Source organism: Microbacterium sp. C7(2022), from assembly GCF_028823665.1.
In the GTDB taxonomy this organism is placed as follows: Bacteria; Actinomycetota; Actinomycetes; order Actinomycetales; family Microbacteriaceae; genus Microbacterium.
The window spans coordinates 181,361-198,819 of sequence record NZ_JAPEHV010000001.1 but is presented as its reverse complement, the minus strand read 5'-3'; the positions used below and the strand labels follow the sequence as shown (position 1 = coordinate 198,819).

18 protein-coding genes and 1 tRNA gene are annotated in these 17,459 nt (G+C 67.0%); 7 read left to right on the top strand and 12 right to left on the bottom strand.

Annotated features, from left to right (window positions below; all coding sequences use genetic code 11):
- Positions 1-3 precede the first annotated feature (3 nt).
- The 3 genes from ON062_RS13905 to ON062_RS00885 all read right to left on the bottom strand — a co-directional run bounded on the left by ON062_RS13905 (position 4) and on the right by ON062_RS00885 (position 2,943).
- On the bottom strand, positions 4-1,566 hold the full coding sequence (locus ON062_RS13905) for an SLC13 family permease (RefSeq protein ID WP_274645248.1): 1,563 nt from the start codon (positions 1,564-1,566) through the stop codon (positions 4-6).
- A gap of 40 nt (positions 1,567-1,606) precedes the next feature.
- Positions 1,607-2,011 (bottom strand): arsenate reductase ArsC, encoded by a 405-nt coding sequence (locus ON062_RS00890; RefSeq protein ID WP_274645247.1) that lies wholly within the window; start codon positions 2,009-2,011, stop codon positions 1,607-1,609.
- Positions 2,012-2,073: 62 nt separating this feature from the next.
- Positions 2,074-2,943: a metalloregulator ArsR/SmtB family transcription factor gene (locus ON062_RS00885; RefSeq protein WP_274645246.1), complete on the bottom strand. Its 870-nt coding sequence runs from the start codon at positions 2,941-2,943 to the stop codon at positions 2,074-2,076.
- Positions 2,944-3,119: 176 nt separating this feature from the next.
- Here ON062_RS00885 and ON062_RS00880 point away from each other — a divergent pair, with 176 nt between their 5' ends.
- Both ON062_RS00880 and ON062_RS00875 read left to right on the top strand, forming a co-directional pair.
- Complete coding sequence (locus ON062_RS00880) at positions 3,120-3,413, top strand: metalloregulator ArsR/SmtB family transcription factor (RefSeq protein WP_274645456.1); 294 nt, start codon at positions 3,120-3,122, stop codon at positions 3,411-3,413.
- Positions 3,410-4,117: an MIP/aquaporin family protein gene (locus tag ON062_RS00875; protein WP_274645245.1), complete on the top strand. Its 708-nt coding sequence runs from the start codon at positions 3,410-3,412 to the stop codon at positions 4,115-4,117. The genes ON062_RS00880 and ON062_RS00875 overlap by 4 nt, the downstream gene beginning before the upstream one ends.
- A 164-nt stretch (positions 4,118-4,281) precedes the next feature.
- Here the strand turns inward: ON062_RS00875 and ON062_RS00870 are convergent, their stop codons facing one another.
- From ON062_RS00870 to ON062_RS00860, 3 genes are all read right to left on the bottom strand, one after another.
- Entirely contained in the window at positions 4,282-5,310 is a 1,029-nt protein-coding gene (locus tag ON062_RS00870; RefSeq protein ID WP_274645244.1) for an endonuclease/exonuclease/phosphatase family protein, read from the bottom strand.
- A gap of 68 nt (positions 5,311-5,378) precedes the next feature.
- Positions 5,379-5,921: a YaeQ family protein gene (locus ON062_RS00865; protein ID WP_274645243.1), complete on the bottom strand. Its 543-nt coding sequence runs from the start codon at positions 5,919-5,921 to the stop codon at positions 5,379-5,381.
- A gap of 18 nt (positions 5,922-5,939) precedes the next feature.
- A complete protein-coding gene (locus ON062_RS00860) occupies positions 5,940-6,104 on the bottom strand; it encodes a hypothetical protein (protein WP_274645468.1) in 165 nt (54 codons plus the stop codon).
- A gap of 39 nt (positions 6,105-6,143) precedes the next feature.
- On the opposite strand from ON062_RS00860, the gene ON062_RS00855 reads away from it, so the two are divergent.
- Both ON062_RS00855 and ON062_RS00850 read left to right on the top strand, forming a co-directional pair.
- Positions 6,144-7,124 (top strand): formylglycine-generating enzyme family protein, encoded by a 981-nt coding sequence (locus ON062_RS00855; protein WP_274645242.1) that lies wholly within the window; start codon positions 6,144-6,146, stop codon positions 7,122-7,124.
- Between the two features lie 123 nt (positions 7,125-7,247).
- A complete protein-coding gene (locus ON062_RS00850) occupies positions 7,248-7,418 on the top strand; it encodes a CsbD family protein (RefSeq protein ID WP_274645241.1) in 171 nt (56 codons plus the stop codon).
- 78 nt (positions 7,419-7,496) lie between these two features.
- Here ON062_RS00850 and ON062_RS00845 read toward each other — a convergent pair whose 3' ends face one another.
- The 3 genes from ON062_RS00845 to ON062_RS00835 form a co-directional block, all read right to left on the bottom strand.
- Positions 7,497-8,987, bottom strand: coding sequence for a sulfatase (locus ON062_RS00845; RefSeq protein WP_274645240.1), 1,491 nt, complete (start codon positions 8,985-8,987; stop codon positions 7,497-7,499).
- A 181-nt stretch (positions 8,988-9,168) separates the two neighbouring features.
- Positions 9,169-11,658, bottom strand: a complete 2,490-nt coding sequence (gene pepN / locus ON062_RS00840; protein WP_274645239.1) for an aminopeptidase N — start codon at positions 11,656-11,658, stop codon at positions 9,169-9,171.
- 25 nt (positions 11,659-11,683) lie between these two features.
- Positions 11,684-12,253, bottom strand: coding sequence for a dienelactone hydrolase family protein (locus tag ON062_RS00835; protein ID WP_274645238.1), 570 nt, complete (start codon positions 12,251-12,253; stop codon positions 11,684-11,686).
- Between the two features lie 82 nt (positions 12,254-12,335).
- Between ON062_RS00835 and ON062_RS00830 the strand changes: the two genes are divergently transcribed.
- Positions 12,336-12,809 (top strand): GbsR/MarR family transcriptional regulator, encoded by a 474-nt coding sequence (locus ON062_RS00830; protein WP_274645237.1) that lies wholly within the window; start codon positions 12,336-12,338, stop codon positions 12,807-12,809.
- Positions 12,806-14,092: a glycosyltransferase gene (locus ON062_RS00825; protein ID WP_274645236.1), complete on the top strand. Its 1,287-nt coding sequence runs from the start codon at positions 12,806-12,808 to the stop codon at positions 14,090-14,092. The genes ON062_RS00830 and ON062_RS00825 overlap by 4 nt, the downstream gene beginning before the upstream one ends.
- Positions 14,093-14,101: 9 nt before the next feature.
- On the opposite strand, the gene ON062_RS00820 is transcribed toward ON062_RS00825, so the two are convergent.
- The 3 genes from ON062_RS00820 to ON062_RS00810 form a co-directional block, all read right to left on the bottom strand.
- Positions 14,102-14,773: a GAP family protein gene (locus ON062_RS00820; protein ID WP_274645235.1), complete on the bottom strand. Its 672-nt coding sequence runs from the start codon at positions 14,771-14,773 to the stop codon at positions 14,102-14,104.
- 127 nt (positions 14,774-14,900) lie between these two features.
- Positions 14,901-15,548, bottom strand: coding sequence for a hypothetical protein (locus ON062_RS00815; RefSeq protein ID WP_274645234.1), 648 nt, complete (start codon positions 15,546-15,548; stop codon positions 14,901-14,903).
- A gap of 282 nt (positions 15,549-15,830) precedes the next feature.
- A tRNA-Ser gene (locus ON062_RS00810) sits at positions 15,831-15,920 on the bottom strand.
- 141 nt (positions 15,921-16,061) lie between these two features.
- On the opposite strand from ON062_RS00810, the gene ON062_RS00805 reads away from it, so the two are divergent.
- Positions 16,062-17,450 carry an MFS transporter gene (locus tag ON062_RS00805; RefSeq protein WP_274645455.1) on the top strand — a complete coding sequence of 463 codons (1,389 nt, stop codon included), beginning with the start codon at positions 16,062-16,064 and terminating at the stop codon, positions 17,448-17,450.
- The last annotated feature ends 9 nt before the right edge of the window (positions 17,451-17,459 follow it).

Here is a 17,459-nt window from a genome sequence, read left to right as displayed (position 1 = left end):
GCGTTAGAACGGCCAGATCAGGGGCACGTAGAGCACCGCCATCGCGAGGAAGAAGAGCGCCAGCGGGAGCCCCAGCTTCCAGTAGTCGCCGAACCGATACCCTCCCGGCTCCATCACCATGAGGTTGGCGGGCGTCGCGATCGGGGTGAAGAACGCGGCGGCGCCCGCCACGGTCAGTGCCATCATGAACGGCATCACCGACAGATCCAGGATCCCGGCGAGCGCAACGGCGATCGGGGCGACGATCAGCACCGTGGCTGTGTTCGAGATCAACTGGCCGAGGATCAGCGTCAGCGCGCACAGCGCCAGCAGCGACAAATAGGGGTTCGACCCACCGAGCCAGCCGATGAGCGCATCGGCCACCAGGTCGGCGGTGCCGGTGACCGACACCGCGGTGGCGAGCGGCATCATGCCGGCGATGAGCACGATCGTCGTCCACGACACCGAGCGATACGCCTGCGGGAAGGTGAGGCCGCGGCTGAGGATGAGGGCCCCAACGGCGAGCAATCCGGCAACGGCGGGCGGCACCAAGCCAGTCGCAAGAAGGACGACCATCCCGGCCAGAACGATGAGCGAACGACGCGCGCCGCGACCCAACGGCACCGATCGACGCAGTTGACGCGGAGCGTCGACGGCCAACACCCCCGAGGTCTCACTGTGGATCACCAGGTCGTCCCACGACCCCTGCATCAGGAGGGCATCGCCCGCCCGGATGACGACCTCCTGGTCGTTGATCACGTCATCGCCCCGACGCACGGCGAGCACAACCACGGCGTCTCCGGGTACGGCCATACCGGGAACCACGCGCTCGCCGATCATGGGCGAGCGCGGGGGTACGACGATCTCGCTGACGCCGTCGGTGGTGTTGACGATCGCCGCCGTCTCGAGAGTGACGTGGTACTGATCGCGGAGGAGGCGGGCATGGCGCGACAAGTCGACCGGCACCGTCGCCGCGGGCCGTTCGGGCAGCAGGCGCGGACCGAACAGAAGAATGATCGCGATGGTGCCGAGCACGACCGGAATGCCCACCAGAGCGAATTCGAAGTAGCCGAATGCTCGCCCTCCGTTGGATGCCGCAATGTCGGAGACGACGATGTTTACCGGCGTTCCGGTGAGAGTAAGGAGAGACCCCGCCGAGGCTGCGAAGGCGAGCGGAATCAGGAGTTTGGATGCCGCGATCCCCGCCCGCGCGGCGACCACCACGACCAGCGGCAGCAGGGCCGCCACGGCACCGTTGATGCTGATGAAGGCCGACACGACGGCCACCAGCAGGCCGATCACGATGACCAGCCGCGTGGGTTTGGTGCCCGCCCGGCCGATGACCCACTGCCCCGCCCAGGCCATCACGCCCGCGGCATCCAGCGCCTCACTGACAATGAACAGGGTCGCGATGAAGATGACGGTGGGGTCACCGAAACCCGACAGCACCTCGGGGAGCGTCAGGATGCCGGTTGCCCACAGCGCGAGGGCAACCCCGACCGCCACGATCTCCAGCGGCACGCGGTTGCTCACGAACGCGATGATTGCGACCGCGAGGATGACGAGCGTCGTGATGACGGGATCCACGGCGCCAGCGTAGCGGGGCCGTGGACCCCCGCGCTCCGAATCAGTCGGTCAGGAGTTCGGCAAGGAGAGTCTGCACGCGGGCCTTGATGTCATCGCGCACGCGCCGGACCGTCTCGATGTCTTTCCCGGCGGGGTCTTCGAGCTCCCAGTCTTCGTAGCGCTTGCCGGGGAAGATCGGGCACGCGTCGCCGCAGCCCATGGTGATCACGGCATCCGATTCCTTCACCGCTTCGACGGTGAGGACCTTGGGTACGTTGTGCGCGATGTCGATGCCCTCTTCGGCCATCGCTTCGATCGCGATCGGGTTGATCTGGTCTTTCGGTGCCGATCCGGCCGACAGCACCTCGACGCGCCCCTCGGACAGCGCCTGCATGTAGCCGGCGGCCATCTGCGAGCGACCCGCGTTGTGGACGCAGACGAAGAGGACGGTAGGTGTGTGAGTCATGCGGAAAGCATAGACCACCATCTATGCTTTCTCATCACGCGAAGCCGCCACTCACCCGATGTTCACCCGAGCGTCGCCAACAGGCCTCGCACGCGCGCCTCGATGTCATCGCGGATGCCCCGCACCCCCGGGAGCGACAGTCCGGCCGGATCTGCGATCGGCCAATCGAGATACGTCTTTCCCGCGTAGACCGGGCATGCATCCCCGCACCCCATCGTCACGACTACGTCGGCGGCCCGCACGACCTCGTCGGTGAGGGGCTTAGGGAACTCACCCCCGAGCGGCACACCGATCTCATCCAGGGCCGACACGACGACCGAGCGCACCGCCGACGCAGGCTCGCTGCCGGCGGTCCGCACGTGCACGCGATCCCCCGCGAAGTGCCGCATCATGGCGGCCGCCATCTGCGAGCGCCCGGCGTTTTGCACGCACACGAACAGGACTTCTGGACGCACGGCCGGTCGCTCGACGGAAAGGAGGGCATCCAAACGCTCAGCCGCAAACGCAGCGGCACGCGATGACTCGCGCGCATCGGCGCCACGCGCGCGAATCAGCTCCACGCTCTCCCGCACGTAGCGCTCCACGGTTTCGCGGCTCAGCCCGCCGTCGAAGCGCTGCGCGAGATCGTCGACCATCCGCGCGATCACATCTTCGGTCATGCCGCCGGCGCGGTCATCCGCCGGCAGCAAGCCGGCGAGGGCGTCAGAGCGATCGGGGGCGATGGAGTACCACACACGTCGGCCCTCCTGCTCTCGACGAAGCAGTCCCGCGTCGAAGAGCGCCTTGAGATGGTGCGACACCGTGGGTTGCGACACCCCGAGCTCCCGCGCCAGCACCGTCACACTCTGTCGACCCGCAGCGCGCACGAGCGAGACGATCCGGGCGCGCGTGGGGTCGGCGAGCAGTCGAACATCATCGAGAGAAGCATCCATCGATTCCAGTCTATGGATGCGAATCTCGCGGAGCATTGCGGCTCCAATATCGATGACTGTCGATGTACATCGTCGACCCTATATTGACGAGTGTCAATATTCGCTATCATCGATGCGTGAATCAGACGACCCCCGCGTCTTGCGCCCCCGATACCGACGCGTGCTGCACGTCCCTCGTGCGCGACCCGCTCGACGCCGAACAGGCGGAAGCACTCGCCCGCACCCTCAAGGCCCTCGCCGACCCGGCGCGCTTGCGGCTGCTCTCGATTGTCGCCGCGAGCGACGGCGCCGAAGCGTGCGTGTGCGACCTCACCGAGCCGGTCGGACTCAGCCAACCCACGGTGTCTCACCATCTAAAAGTGCTGACCGAGGCGGGGTTCCTCACCCGCTCCAAGCGCGGAACCTGGGCGTACTACGCACTCGTACCCGATGCGCTCGAGTCCCTCTCGACCCTCCTGGCGCAACCATGAATACCACCGCCGAGACCACTCGCCCCATAGACGACGTCCGGCTGTCGCGACGCCTGACCGCGGAGTTTCTCGGCTCGGCCGGGCTCGCCGCCGTCGTCGTCGGCTCGGGCATTGCGGCATCCGAACTCTCCCCCACCGATGTCGGCCTGCAACTCCTCGAGAACGCGATCGCGACCGCCCTCGGTCTCGCCGTGCTGATCGTTGTATTCGCGCCGTTCGGTGGGGCACAGTTCAACCCGGTCGTCACCCTCGTCGACGCGGTGTCACGAGGGCGCACGTGGTCGGATGCCGCGGCGTACATCCCGACTCAGATCGCAGGCTGCATCAGCGGCGCAGTGCTCGCGAATGTGATGTTCGCGGGGCCCGCGGTCAGCATCAGCACGACACAGCGACTGACCCCGGCGACTTTCCTCTCAGAGATCGTGGCGACCACGGGCCTGGTGCTGGTGATTTTCCTTCTCGCACGCACGGAACGACAGTCGGTCATCCCGTGGGCGGTCGGCGCGTACATCGGGGCGGCGTATTTCTTCACCAGTTCGACGAGTTTTGCGAACCCCGCAATCACGGTGGGGCGCATGTTCAGCGACACGTTCGCCGGCATCGCGCCCTCGTCTGCGCCCGGGTTCATCGGCGCACAATTGCTGGGCGCCACCCTCGCGGTTCTGCTCCTGCGGTGGATGGGAAACCCTCGCTCGCACCCTTGACGGCCGTCGAAATCGACGATGACAAGCCCAGCCGCGTCGAGCGGGCGGTGCAACGCGCCGTCGAAGCGATCCGCTCGATCTTCGACTGGCTGCGAGGCATCTTCGGCTGATCGAGTACCCATCGTCCGGGGCGTGTGACGTCGCGTCACCGCCCCGGACGCATGTCAGCGGAACGGGCGGTAGCGGAATCGGACGGTGACGATGCCGTGATCGCCGCTCCCGTCGGCTCGGTGGTCTGCAGCATCCAGATGATCGTTGTTGATGCGGAGTCCGTCGAACAGCCACAACCGCCGGCGAGAGTTGTCGTAGAACTGCTCGCTGACCAGCACGTGGTCCAGCGATTCCCGTAGGTCTTCGTGCACGTGCGTGTAATACACGTCACGCGTATCGCGGTATTCCTGCAGCGTCTGCGCGGTGTACAGGCCAATGTCGGCACCGCCGCGCGAATCCCCGACGAGGTAGCGCGGTTGCTCGGTGAGGATGTTCACCGTGTTGCTGTGCTGCCCGTCGTTGATGTCGCCCAGCACGATGACCGGCGTGACCGTGCCCTTCATCAGGGTCGTGAGCAACACGCGCAGAGCGGTCGCCTCGGCCGTGCGCTGAATGGTCGCCAGCGCCGCGCCGATCGCCGTCGCGTGCGGTTTGTAAACGTCAGGTTCGTCCTCGAACCACGGCTCGGTATCGATGCGGATCGGCAGTTTCGACTTGAGGTGCGCGACGAAGACCTCGGTGTGCGGGTGGTCATCACGCAGAGCGATACGAAAGCGAAGGACGGGTCGCGCGAAGCGATCGATCGAGACATGGATGCCCGGGGATTGCAGGTCCATGGGGGTGTTCGACTGCAGCCGCAGGGCGTCGGGGAAGTGCTCGATCCATTCCGGATCCCCCACCCGCAGGCCCGTGCGGACGAGCGCCGCGCAGATGATACGCCCGCCCCCGGCGGGGGTGGCCAGCAACTCGTAGTCGTCGCGCAGGCCCGCGGCATCCATCACCGCTTCCATGGCGTCCGCGTGCCAGAGCTCTTGCAAGCCGATGACGTCCGCATCCAGCGCACGGATTTGCCGTCCGATCCACTCGACCTTGCGGTCGAATTCTTCCGGCGTCCAGTGACGCTGGCCCGGATTCATGTGCAGACCGGGCAACTGGAAGTTGTACAGATTGAACGTGGCGACGCTGAAGTGCTCGAGGTTCATGGCGTTTCCTCCCGCTGGGGAGAGTCTCGCCTCTCGGCGCCTGATACGCCAGGGGCGGACGTTGGCCGTCAGACGCTCAGCGTGTGGTCGTGCACAGCCGACGACAGGTGAGTGCCGTTCAGTTCGAGGTAGAGCTGACGTTCGGTCACCGAAAGGGTCGCGGTGTTGCGCCGGTCGAGCGCGCGCACGGCGTCATCGATGAAGCCGGGATCGAAACTGTGCAGCGTGATGGCCGCGCTGTCGTGAATCTTCTTCCCCGCCCACGGCGCCATCACCTTCGCGGGATCTCGGTGCGTGTACACGGTGGTGCGATCGGCGAGCTTGCTGCCGTAGTGCAGACGCGCGGCATCCGGAGCCCCCACCTCGATCCAGGTGGTGATTCGCCCCGTGAGGTCGCGAACGATCACCGCGGGCTCCTCGGTCGACGAGATGCCCTCGCTGAACGCGATGCCCTCTTCGTACTCGAGCAGGTACGCCAGCAGGCGCGTCATCATGTACGCCTCGGTCTCAGACGGATGCCGCGCCACGCGCAGCGACACCTCTTCGTACACCCCGCGATCGACGTCGGCCAGGTTCACCGTGAAGGTATGGATCGTCGCGGGAAGTGCCATAAGGCACGAGCCTACGCGTCAGTCGGTGATCGTGACGCCGGGGGCGAAGGCGACGTAGACCGAGAAGTCCTTGCCGACGCGGTCGAAGGCCGACGGGTACGGCGTCGGGTAGCTCCACGCGGCGTCTTTGTGCTCTGTGCCGAGCCTAGTTTCGCCACGGGGAAGAGCCAGGCCCTTGCGCATGCCCGCCATCTGTGCTGAGCCCCCCGATAGGCTGAGGGGGTGGCTGACGACGACTCGACCTGCGGTGACAACTGCCGTTGCGGCGCACCGGCGCGGGATGCTTTTCTTTCGATCGGGCGGGCACCGGCGTCCGCTTCCCCGACCCCGGCCGAAGAGAGCCCACGCCACCTGATCCCGCAGGTACTGATCCCGGCAGGCCGCTTCATCATGGGCGACTCGTCGGGCGACGAGAACCGTGGCGACGGCGAGAGCCCGCAGCACGAAGTCGAGATCTCGGAATTCTCGATGGATGCCACGACCGTGACGAACCGCGCATTCGCCGAGTTCGTCGACGCGACCGGGTACCGCACCGAGGCCGAGACGTTCGAATTTTCGGCCGTGTTCCACCTGGCGCTCGCCGCCGACCGATCCGACATCATGGGGCAGCCCGCGCAAACCCCGTGGTGGTTCGGAGTGAAGGGCGCCGACTGGCGGCATCCTGGCGGGCCCCTGTCGTCACTCGATGGACTCGAAGACCACCCGGTCGTCCACGTCAGCTGGAACGACGCGCAAGCGTACTGCGAGTGGGCCGGGCGCCGTCTGCCGACGGAAGCCGAGTGGGAGTACGCCTCACGCGGGGGGCTCGACCGCAAGAAGTATCCGTGGGGCGATGACGAACCCGACACCGATGGCACCTGGCGCGCGAACATCTGGCAGGGCACGTTTCCGCGCGAGAACACCCTCGAGGACGGTTACTTGACCACGGCGCCCGCAGATGCCTTCGCACCCAACGGATACGGCCTGCACCAGACCGTCGGGAACGTGTGGGAGTGGTGCGCCGACTGGTTCGACCCGCGCTACTACGGCACCTCGCCGGCGACGAACCCGACCGGCCCCGAACGCGGCCAGGTGCGCATCCTGCGCGGCGGCAGCTACCTGTGTCACATCTCGTACTGCAACCGCTATCGCAACTCGGCGCGCAGCCAGAACACGCCGGACTCATCGATGGGCAACGCAGGCTTCCGCACGGTTTCGCGCTGACGCGTAGCGCGATTTCTCTGACCCATTGAGGGCCATCTGTCAAGCCCCTTGGGCTGTTGTCTCGAATGCCATGAAATGGCCTGACCGCCTCACAACGGCGGCCCCCAGCGAAAGGAGCACAGCATGGGTCTCGACGACAAGATCAAGAACACCGCGCAGGACCTCACGGGCAAGGGCAAGGAAGCTATCGGCGACGCGACGGACAACGAGCGCTTGCAGGCGGAGGGCAAGAAGGACCAGGCAGAAGCCAACCTGAAGCAGGCGGGCGAGAACGTCAAGGACGCCTTCCGCTGAGTTCCGCGCGAAGCTGATTCGCACACAACGGGCCGGGGATCACTCCCCGGCCCGTTTTTCTGCACGTGGCGAGGATGGCTACGAGAGCCACCCGCGCGGGTTCTCGGCCATCTCGGCGTTGCGGCGCTCGAGTTCTGCGGTCAGGTCGGCGACCACGTCCGGGTACTTCGCACTGACGTCGTACGACTCGCTCGCATCCGACTCCATATCGAACAGCCACGGGCCCTGCTGGGTCGCGGCAGTGAACGGCAGACCACTGTTGGTGTGCAGGTACGGCTGCTTCGTGTAGTACTTGAAGCGCCCATCGCTCACCCCCAGGAGCTCACGGCCGGCGTAGAAGTAGTAGTACTCGCTCACCGAATCGGCCTCGCCCGCAAGAAGCGGCGCCATGCTGGTGCCGTCGAGCATGCGATCGGTCGGCGCGGGGACGTCGATCCACTCCATGAGGGTCGGCAGAATGTCGGTTCCCATGGTCATTGTCTCGAGCGTGCGCCCGCCGTCGATCCCGTCGGGCCAGTGCACGAGGAACGGCACACGCGTGCCGCCTTCGCTGATCGATCCCTTGCGACCGCGGTGGTCGCCCGGGCTTCCCTGGTACCAGGGACCGTTGTCGCTGGTGACGATGATGATGGTGTTGTCGAGCTCACCCGTCGCCTCGAGCTCATCGACGATGCGACCGATGCCGTCGTCGAGGCTCTCCACCACATCGCCGTAGAGACCGGCATCCGACCGACCCTCATTCTCGGGCGAGGTGAACAGCGGGTCGTGCGGGAAGTTGTGCGCGAAGTAAAGGAAGAAGGGGTCTTCGGATGCCGCGGCCGTGTCGATGTACTCGACGGCAGCGTCCGTGTAGAGCTCGTCGAGCATGGTCTGGTCCACCGGGGCGGCGATCTCGACCTCGTCGTCGCGGTAGATCTCGAACGGATCCATGTCGTTCGAGTACAGCGAGCCGAGGAAGCTCTCGAAACCGAACTGCGTAGGCGCCGACTCGGCGGTGTCACCCAGGTGCCACTTGCCGATCATCGCGGTCTGGTAGCCGGTGGCCTGCAGGACTTCGGGGATCGTGATCTCGGCTGCCGTCAGCGGGAAGTTTCCCGAGACCTTGTCGATGAGTCCCATGGCCGAGCCGGTCGGGAACAGCACGCTCGGTACGTCGGCGCGAGGGGCGAGGCGACCGGTCAGGAGCGCGGCGCGCGACGGCGTGCACACCGGCGAGGGCGCGTGGAAGTTGCTGAGAACGACCCCGTCTTCGGCGAGCGCGTCGAGATTCGGGGTGTCGATCACGGTGTTGCCGGTGAACCCGAAGTCGCCGTAGCCGAGGTCGTCGTAGTAGACCAGCACGACGTTCGGGTCGGCCTCGGGCGCGGTCGCGCGAGCGCGGAGCGATTCGAGGTACTCGTCCTTGGACTGCTCGTGCTCGGGCGAATCATCGGGGCGGTTGGTCAGCGCTTCGAAGCCGACGTAGCCGGCGGCACCGACGACGGCGACGAGCGGGATCGCCAGGACGAGCGCCGTTCCCTTCAGGAATCGTCGGAGGAAGGGCGGGCGGGGGGACGTCGGATCGGCCATCGATCGGGTGCCTCTCTTGCAGGATTACAGCGTGCCGTCGGCGGCACGATGCCCCCGCAGGCACGACACCCGTCACGAGTAACCGCCGGCGCGGAGGCAACATCGCCCTACTGTAGTCGAAGTTCCACCACTCGGTGGAACTCTGCGCGTAGCACCCCGGCAGCGCCCTCGCGGCGACCGGTCAGGCGTTGATGTGCTGCACCCGGAGGGCGCGCTCCCGCTGGTCTCGCTGCTCGATGACGAGTCGGCGCAGGGCACCCGGCGCATCTTCGTGATTCGCCAGCCACTCATCCACCAGGTCGAGCGAGTCCGTGTCGGGGAAGAGCCCCACCACGAGGCGCTTGGCGATCTCGATGCTGCGGGTGCGCCATGCCTCTTCGATACGCGCGAAGTAGTCGGCGTCGAACCGTTCGACGAGGTCGCGTCGGCCACCCGCGCGGAAACCAGCGATCGTCGCATCGAGGTGATCGTTGGTGAGCGCCAGATCGTTCCACGCCGCGTTCCACGCCGCTTCCCGAATCGCGGCCGTGGGCTGCGAAGCGACCACGCGCAGGCGCTGCGTGCGACCGCTGGCAGTGTCGTCTCGTTGCAGTTCGCTCTCCGCGTCCGCCTCGGCGGCGTTGCCGGTCGCTGCGAGGGCAGCAAGCAGCATCCATCTCAGGTCAGCGTCCAGCGCGAGCCCTGCGGGGGCGGATGCCGGGTCCGAAAGCATCGCTCGGATTTCGGCAGCGCGTGAGCCGTCGCGGGACGCCGCGTCGGCCACCGCACGCGCCCAGATGAGCTGTGCGCCGCTCCCGGCATCCGCTTCGGTCATCGCACGCCACGCGGTATGCAGCCACTCGCGCATCGCCGCCTCACGAACACCCTCGGGAAGGTATGTGCTCGAGGCGACCGCCGCGTGCGCGACGACACCGGTGAGCACACTGAGGTTCGACTCTGCGAGGGCGTGCGCGCCCACGATGCGCAGGTAGCGTTCGACGCGCAGCTCGCCGTCGCGCGTCGCGTTCCACAGTGACGACCAGACCAAGCCTCGCGCGAGAGAGTCGTCGAGGGTCGACAGCGCCGCTTCGACCGCGTCGAGCGAGGTGTCGTCGAGGCGCGCCTTCGCGTAGGTGAGATCACCATCATTGATGAGCGTCAGCGCAGCGTCGGCGAGCGCGATCTCGGTCTGCTCGCCACTGATGTCGACGTCGACGCGCTCGCGGAACACGAGCCGCTGATCGTCGAGATCGAACAGCGCGACGCGCAACCGGTGCGGTCTGGCCGGAGACTGGTGCAGGACGGCCGAGCCGTCGCTGGCACGCTCGAGCCACAGCGTCGAAACACCGCTGGTCTCGAGCCACGCACGCGACCACTCGCGAAGGTCGCGACCCGAGGACTCTTCGAGTTCGGCGAGCAGGTCGCCGAGCGTGGTGTTCCCGTACGCGTGGCGGGCAAAGTAGCTGCGCGCGCCGGCGAAGAAGGCTTCCTCGCCGACGAACGCGACGAGTTGCTTGAGTACCGACGCGCCCTTGGCGTATGTGATTCCGTCGAAGTTGAGCTTGGCCGCTTCGAGGTCGGCGATATCGGCGACGATCGGGTGAGTGGTCGGCAGCTGGTCCTGCGCGTACGCCCACGCCTTGCGACGATTGGCGAACGCCACCCACGCGTCGGTGTACTTTGTCGCGGCGACCGACGCGTGCGAGCCCATGTAGTCGGCGAACGACTCTTTGAGCCACAGGTCGTCCCACCAGCGCATCGTGACGAGGTCGCCGAACCACATGTGCGCCATCTCGTGGAGGATCGTGTTTGCCCGCGCAGCCTGCTGCGCCTGCGTCGAGGCTCCGCGGAAGAGGTATGCCTCGGTGAAGGTGACGAGCCCCGGGTTCTCCATCGCGCCGATGTTGTACTCGGGGACGAAGATCTGGTCGTACTTGCCCCACGGGTAGGGAAATCCGAAGGCGTCATCAAAGAAGTCCATGCCCTGGCGCGTGACCTCGAGGATCTCGTCGGCCTCGAGGTACTCGGCCAGCGACGCACGGCACAGCGCGGCGAGTGCGACAGTTCGGTCGCCCTTTTGCCACGTCGACTCGACGCGGTGATAGGGGCCCGCGGCAAGAGCAGTGATGTAACTCGACAGCGGAAGGGTCGGCGCAAAGGTCACGGTCTGCGCGTCGCCGGTGACCACGGTGGCCGTGGCATCCTGATTCGACAGCACCTGCCACCCGAGGGGGGCGGTGACCTCGAACGTGTAGCGCGACTTCATGTCGGGCTGCTCGAAGCACGCGATCACGCGGCGAGCGTCGGCCGGCTCATAGTGCGTGTAGAGGTAGGTCTCGCCGTCGACGGGGTCGACGAAGCGGTGCAGGCCCTCGCCGGAACGGCTGTACCCACCCGCCGCCTCGACGATCACGGTGTTGTGAGCGGTGAGCCCGGAGATGGCGATGCGCGCGCCGTCGTAGCGGACGGGAATCTCTGCGCCGTTGACCGTGACGCGGTTCACGCCCGGGCCGATGAAGTCGATCCAGGTCTCGTCGGTGGCGGCGTCGAACTCGAGCGTGGTCGTCACCGGGAAGTCGGTCCGGTCAGGGTCGATCGCGCCCGTCAGGTCGAGGACGGCATGGATGCTGCGCGCAGTGATCGCCGCGGATCGCGCGGCCGTCTCTTCGCGGGTGAGGTTGGCGGTTCCCATCCCTCCATGGTGTCACCCTGCGGGACTACAGCCGCCCCAGGAAGCCATGCACGCGCTCGCGGACCAGCGCGGCCGCCTCGGGGTCGTACGCGTCGAGCGATGAGTCGGTGAAGAGGTGCTTATCGCCCGGGTACACGAACAGCTCGGCGTCCGCGGCGACGGCGACGAGATCGCGCGCGGCAGGCAGATCCTCGTCGAAGAACTCGTCGCCTTCCATCCCGTGGATCTGCACGGGCACTTCCGCAGGCCAGACTCCGCCGAACTCTGCCAGGGGAATGCATGAGTGCAGCAGGAGCGCGCCGCGCGCACCCGGCCGGTTCTGTGCAAGCTGCTGGGCGATCATGACGCCGAACGAGAAGCCTGTGTACACGAGGTCCGCGCCGAGCCCATCGGCGGCCGCGACACCGCGCTCGCGGAGCGTCTCGAACCCGGCATCCTGTGCGTACGCGAACCCCTCCTCAATGCTGCCGAAGGTGCGGCCGTCGAAAAGGTCGGGTACGTGCACGGTGTGCCCGGCTCGCCGCAGGTCATCGGCAAACTCCTGCACACCGGCAGTGAGTCCCTGGATGTGGTGGAAGAGCAGGATGTCAGCCATGCCAGCGAGAGTAGCCCTGGGGTGCGACACTCGGGAAGAGATGATAACTTTCAGAAAGTTCTGAACGTACAAGGAGAACAGGATGGACGAGTCCACGTCGAAGCAGTATGCCGCCGAGGTCGGCATCGCCCTCTCCGCCATGGGCACGACCCCGTCTTTCGGTACGCTGCTCGGCTGGTTACTGATCTGCGAACCCCGCGCCCAGACCACGTCCCAGCTATGCGAAGCCGTGGGCCTCTCGAAAGCATCGGTGTCAACGGGAATGCGCGCGCTCGAGCAGTCGGGCCTCGTGCGCCGCGTGCCCACAGCGGGCCGCGGCCACGCGTACGAAATCCACGATGACGCCTTCGTCCGCGCGATCGACCCGACCGCAAAGATGCGGACGTTCCTGGGCGTGCTCGAACGCGGCCTCGAATTGGTCGGGGACGATCCTGCACGCGCACAGCGCCTACGGCACAGCCGCGACTTCTACGCCTTCATGATCCAGCGCATACCCGCGCTGATCGACGAGTTCGCCCGGGTGACGGCATCCACCACTGCGAAGGAACTCTCATGACGCGAATACTGATCGCTACCGTCGGCTCTCGGGGCGACGTGCAGCCGTATGTTGCGCTGGCGCGGGGACTGAAAGCAGCCGGCCACGAGCCGGTCATCGCGACGTGCGCGCGATTCCACGACTTCGTGACGAGTCACGGCATCGCGTTCGAGCCCCTCAGCGACGAGATCCTGCAGCTGCTCGACTCGGACGCCGGACGCTCGGCCATGGAAGAGTCCAGCGGGCTGATCGGTACGGTCAAGACGAATCTCGCGCTCGCCCGCGAAGCCGGCCCGATCAACGAGCGGTTGCTCGGCGACATCTGGCGTGCCGCACAGCAGGCCCAGCCCGAGCTAGTGATGTATCACCCCAAGGCGCTGGCTGGCCCGCACGTCGCGGAAGCCCTCGGAGTACCGGCGATCCAGGCGCTTCCGGTGCCCGTCGTCGTCCCCACGGGCGACTTTCCCGTGATCGGGATGCCCCATCTGCCGTTCGGCAGAGGCTACAACCGCATGACCTACTCGCTCGTATCCCTCGGCTACAAGCAGTACGAGAAGATGGCGAACCGCTTCCGTGTCGAACAGTTGGGGCTGTCACCTCTCAAGGGCGCCGCGATGATGACTCGGATGCCGGAGGGCACACCCATCGAGGTGCTGCACGCCGTGAGTGAGCATGTAATGCCACGGCCCGCGGACTGGCCCGAGAGCGCGCATCTGTCGGGCTACTGGTTCCTCGACGAGACCGCCGACTGGACGCCGCCGAGCGACCTCGTCGACTTTCTCGACGCGGGCGACCCGCCGGTCTACGTCGGCTTCGGCAGCATGGCCGGGCGCGACCCGCGCCGCATCACGCGCGAGGTGGTCTCGGCGTTGGAACAGGCCGGCGTGCGCGGCATCCTCGCTTCCGGATGGGGAGGGCTCGACACCGCCGAACTCCCCGACACGGTGCACGCAATCTCAGAGGCGCCACACGACTGGATCTTCCCTCGCGTGTCGGCCGTGGTGCACCACGGCGGCGCCGGCACCACCGCGGCGGGCCTGCGCGCAGGCCGCCCGACGGTGGTGTGCCCGTTCATCGTCGACCAGTTCTTCTGGGGAGCGCGGGTCGCCGACCTCGGCGCCGGACCGACCCCGGTGCCCCAGAAGAAACTGACCGCTGAGCGACTGGCCGCAGCGATCGTCGAAGCAACGACGAGCACCAGCATCCGCTCTACTGCCGCCCGCGTGGGAGAAGCGCTCACTGCCGAGGACGGGGTCGGCGCCGCCATCGCGCAGATCGAGAGAGTCATCGCAGAGCGCGGGTGAGCCGGCGGGCTAGAAGCTTCCGATGCCCTTGCCGATGAGGACCACACCAAGCACGAGCAGCAGAAGCGCCATGATGAGCGCGTTCTCGCGCGCGAGCCAGCCGCGCAGCGCGTCGAGCGGACCGCGCAGACGATCGGCCGCGAGCAGGTAGCCGACCACCGGCACGAGGACAGTGGATGCCGCGATGAGCGTGAACACCGCAATCGCCGCAATCGTCAGACCGGTGCCGAGGGCCGCCGACCCGATGGTGACGCCGGCGCTCGCCGACAGCAGCAGGTTCTTCGGGTTGACGCCCGACAACAGTGCGCCCAGGCCCGCCGCGCCGGCGAACGACATGCTGTCGATCGCTTGCATCCACTTCGGCATCTCGGGCTCTTCCCCGGGACCCGGGCGCTTGCGCCAATTGCGCAGGGCAAGCACGAGCAGTAGCGCACCGAGCACGAGATGGATGATGCCCTTGATCGGTGTGGGGGCGTCGTCGTCGCCCGAGGGCAGCACCGAGGCGAGCAAGGTGAAGATGGTCGAGGCGAGCACGATGCCGACAACCCAGCCGAGAAGGAACCCGACACTGGTCACGCGCGCCTTCGGCGAGAGCAGCATGAGGATCGCCGCAATGATCGGGATGGGGCTGACCGCGACGCCCAGTGCGACCGGAAGAATGTCGCCGATGACCCCGTTCATCGAGCAGGAGCGATCTGTACTGCGCGAGAAACCGGGGCGACGGTCACGGTCGCGGCGAAGCGATGCATGAGCACAACTCTGGCCGAACCCGCGCCCGCGGCGCAACGCGGCCTGTGGCTTGCGACCGCTATGGGCATTCCAGCGGGAGGCGCGTGTCACCCATCCGCTGCCATGGCGCGAACGACTCCGCATCCGCCGGGGACACCCGCAGGACTTCGGTAACCGCCGCGCACGGGTCATTTATGCCTTCGGCGATGAGGACCTCGACGGTCGGCCGTACAGTCTCGGCGTCGTACTCCGGCTGTCGTTGCTCCATGTACTCGGCGAGGCCGTCGATGCTTCTCAGGTCGTCGAGCTGCGCGACCACGCCTTCAGCGGGGTCGCTCCAGGGTCGCTGGATGCTGAGCGCTGCCCCGGGGGCAGTCTCGTCGTCGATCGGCATGAGAGTCGTGAGCGTGTAGATCTCCACTCCCATGCCCGGCTCGAACTCCCCCGCGCGTGTCACGGCCGCGTCGATCGTAGCTTCGTCGGCACTCGGGTCGAGGTCAACGGTGAGGTCACCGCTGCCGAGGAACGGCAGGTTGTTGCTGATGAACCCGCCAACACCGATCACGCCCGGAACGCCGGCCATGTACTCAGCGAAATCGTCGCTGGCGCGCGAACCCGCATTGGCGCCGCTGCACCCGGCGAGCACCAGAATCGCGGACGCCACAGCCACCGCAGCAACGCTGCGCAGGCCCGCCGCGACGCGGCCGCGTCGTGTCACCCTGCCCATGCATTTCCCCTTCGGCGGCGCGCCATTCCCGCGGCATCCGCTCAATTCTGATCGATCGTCGCGCGCCCACAAGCCTTCTCCCCACGGTGGATGACCCGACCGGCCTCACCACCGGCCTCGCCACCGGCCTCGTGAGCATAAAACCTGCGAGTGAGCATCAGATCGCATGCTCACTCGCAGGTTTCGTGCTCCCGAACCGCCCCCTGGCGACGATGCTTCCCGCAGCGCAAAGCAAAACCCCCGCGATCCCAATGTCTTCAGGGGATCTGCGGGGGTTTCAAATGGCGGTGACGGTGGGATTTGAACCCACGGTAGGGGTGAACCTACACAACATTTCGAGTGTTGCACCTTCGGCCGCTCGGACACGTCACCGCCGACTAGCTTACGACACGATTCCGGATGCCGCGAATCCGGGCATCCGGCTCACCCGGCCCCGAAACCCGCGCACGGGCATACGGTGGCATCGTGACCGACACCCCGCCCGCACAGCGACCCGAACGCGCGAGCGGACCCATGAGCCGCGAGCAACGTATCGTGCTGACAATCGCAGTGCTCGCGTCATTCGTCGCGTTCCTCGACGGCACCGTCGTCAACGTCGCCCTCCCGTCGATTCGTGACGACCTCGGTGGCGGACTCGCCACCCAGCAGTGGGTCGTCGACGCGTACCTCATCACCCTGGGCGCGCTCATCCTGGTCGCAGGCTCGGTGAGCGATGCCTACGGGCGCATCCTCGTGATGCGCGTCGGACTCATCGGGTTCGGCGTAGCATCCGTCGCCGTTGCTCTCGCGCCGACCGCCGAGGTGCTGATCGCAGCCCGCGCGGTGCAGGGCGCCGCCGGCGCGTTCCTCGTCCCGAGTTCCCTGGCCCTCATCACCTCGACGTTCCGTGGCGCCGCGCAGGCCCGCGCGATCGGCATCTGGACGGCCTGGACCACCACCGCCATGATCGCCGGCCCCCTCATCGGCGGAGCCTTCGTCGACCTCGCCTCGTGGCGCCTCGCGTTTCTCATCAACGTGCTCCCCATCGCGCTCACCCTGTGGCTGCTTACCCGCACGAGCGCGCGAGACACGCGGCATCCCGATGCCCGCATCGACTGGCTCGGCGCAGCCCTGTGCACCTTCGGCCTCGGCGCCCTGGTCTTCGCCCTCATCGAGCAGCCCAATCTCGGGTGGACGTCGATCGGGATCTGGATGCCGCTGGCCGCCGGCCTCGTGCTCTTCGCCCTCTTCCTCCTGCGTCAACGCACCGCGGCGCACCCGATCTTGCCTCTGGACATGTTCGCGTCACGCAACTTCTCGGCCGGCAACATCGCGACGCTCTTCGTGTACGGCGCTCTCGCCCTCAACGGATTCGTCGTCGCCGTGTATCTGCAACAGTCCGCGGGCCTGTCCGCAACCCTCGCGGGGCTCGCCAGCCTGCCGATCACGGTGCTCCTCATCGCGCTGAGCTCCCCCGTCGGCGCGCTCGCCGGCCGACTCGGACCTCGCCTGTTCATGGCCCTCGGCCCCGCCGTGATGGGCGCGGGTGCCCTGTTGCTTCTGACCGTGGCATCCGACTTCTCTTACTGGTGGCAGGTGTTGCCGAGCATGATCGTGACCGGGCTCGGCCTCGCGATCACGGTGTCACCCCTGACGTCGACGATCCTCGGCGCGATCGAGCCGGAGCGATCCGGCATCGCCTCGGCGGTCAACAACGCCGTTTCTCGCGTCGCCGGGCTCCTCACGATCGCGCTCCTCGCCGTCATCGTCGGAGGGGCCCTCGACCTCGAAGGATTCCACCGCGCAGCGATCGCCACCGCCGCGCTCATGTTCGCCGGCGCCGTGGTGTCACTCATCGGCATCCGCAACCCGCAGACACCCTCCGAGCACGACTCGTTCTGGCGAGAGCCGCGCCGAGACTGACAGACTGGC

What these genes read in the sequence shown, in the direction of transcription:
- ON062_RS00860 (WP_274645468.1), bottom strand. Translation starts at nt 6,104, where the DNA reads ATGCGCAAGGGCCTGGCTCTTCCCCGTGGCGAAACTAGGCTCGGCACA.
- ON062_RS00865 (WP_274645243.1), bottom strand. Translation starts at nt 5,921, where the DNA reads ATGGCACTTCCCGCGACGATCCATACCTTCACGGTGAACCTGGCCGAC.
- ON062_RS00815 (WP_274645234.1), bottom strand. Translation starts at nt 15,548, where the DNA reads ATGGGCAGGGTGACACGACGCGGCCGCGTCGCGGCGGGCCTGCGCAGC.
- ON062_RS00835 (WP_274645238.1), bottom strand. Translation starts at nt 12,253, where the DNA reads ATGGCTGACATCCTGCTCTTCCACCACATCCAGGGACTCACTGCCGGT.
- ON062_RS00870 (WP_274645244.1), bottom strand. Translation starts at nt 5,310, where the DNA reads ATGAACCTCGAGCACTTCAGCGTCGCCACGTTCAATCTGTACAACTTC.
- ON062_RS00820 (WP_274645235.1), bottom strand. Translation starts at nt 14,773, where the DNA reads ATGAACGGGGTCATCGGCGACATTCTTCCGGTCGCACTGGGCGTCGCG.
- ON062_RS00875 (WP_274645245.1), top strand. Translation starts at nt 3,410, where the DNA reads ATGAATACCACCGCCGAGACCACTCGCCCCATAGACGACGTCCGGCTG.
- ON062_RS00830 (WP_274645237.1), top strand. Translation starts at nt 12,336, where the DNA reads ATGGACGAGTCCACGTCGAAGCAGTATGCCGCCGAGGTCGGCATCGCC.
- ON062_RS00850 (WP_274645241.1), top strand. Translation starts at nt 7,248, where the DNA reads ATGGGTCTCGACGACAAGATCAAGAACACCGCGCAGGACCTCACGGGC.
- ON062_RS00805 (WP_274645455.1), top strand. Translation starts at nt 16,062, where the DNA reads ATGAGCCGCGAGCAACGTATCGTGCTGACAATCGCAGTGCTCGCGTCA.
- ON062_RS00845 (WP_274645240.1), bottom strand. Translation starts at nt 8,987, where the DNA reads ATGGCCGATCCGACGTCCCCCCGCCCGCCCTTCCTCCGACGATTCCTG.
- ON062_RS00885 (WP_274645246.1), bottom strand. Translation starts at nt 2,943, where the DNA reads ATGGATGCTTCTCTCGATGATGTTCGACTGCTCGCCGACCCCACGCGC.
- pepN (WP_274645239.1), bottom strand. Translation starts at nt 11,658, where the DNA reads ATGGGAACCGCCAACCTCACCCGCGAAGAGACGGCCGCGCGATCCGCG.
- ON062_RS00825 (WP_274645236.1), top strand. Translation starts at nt 12,806, where the DNA reads ATGACGCGAATACTGATCGCTACCGTCGGCTCTCGGGGCGACGTGCAG.
- ON062_RS00890 (WP_274645247.1), bottom strand. Translation starts at nt 2,011, where the DNA reads ATGACTCACACACCTACCGTCCTCTTCGTCTGCGTCCACAACGCGGGT.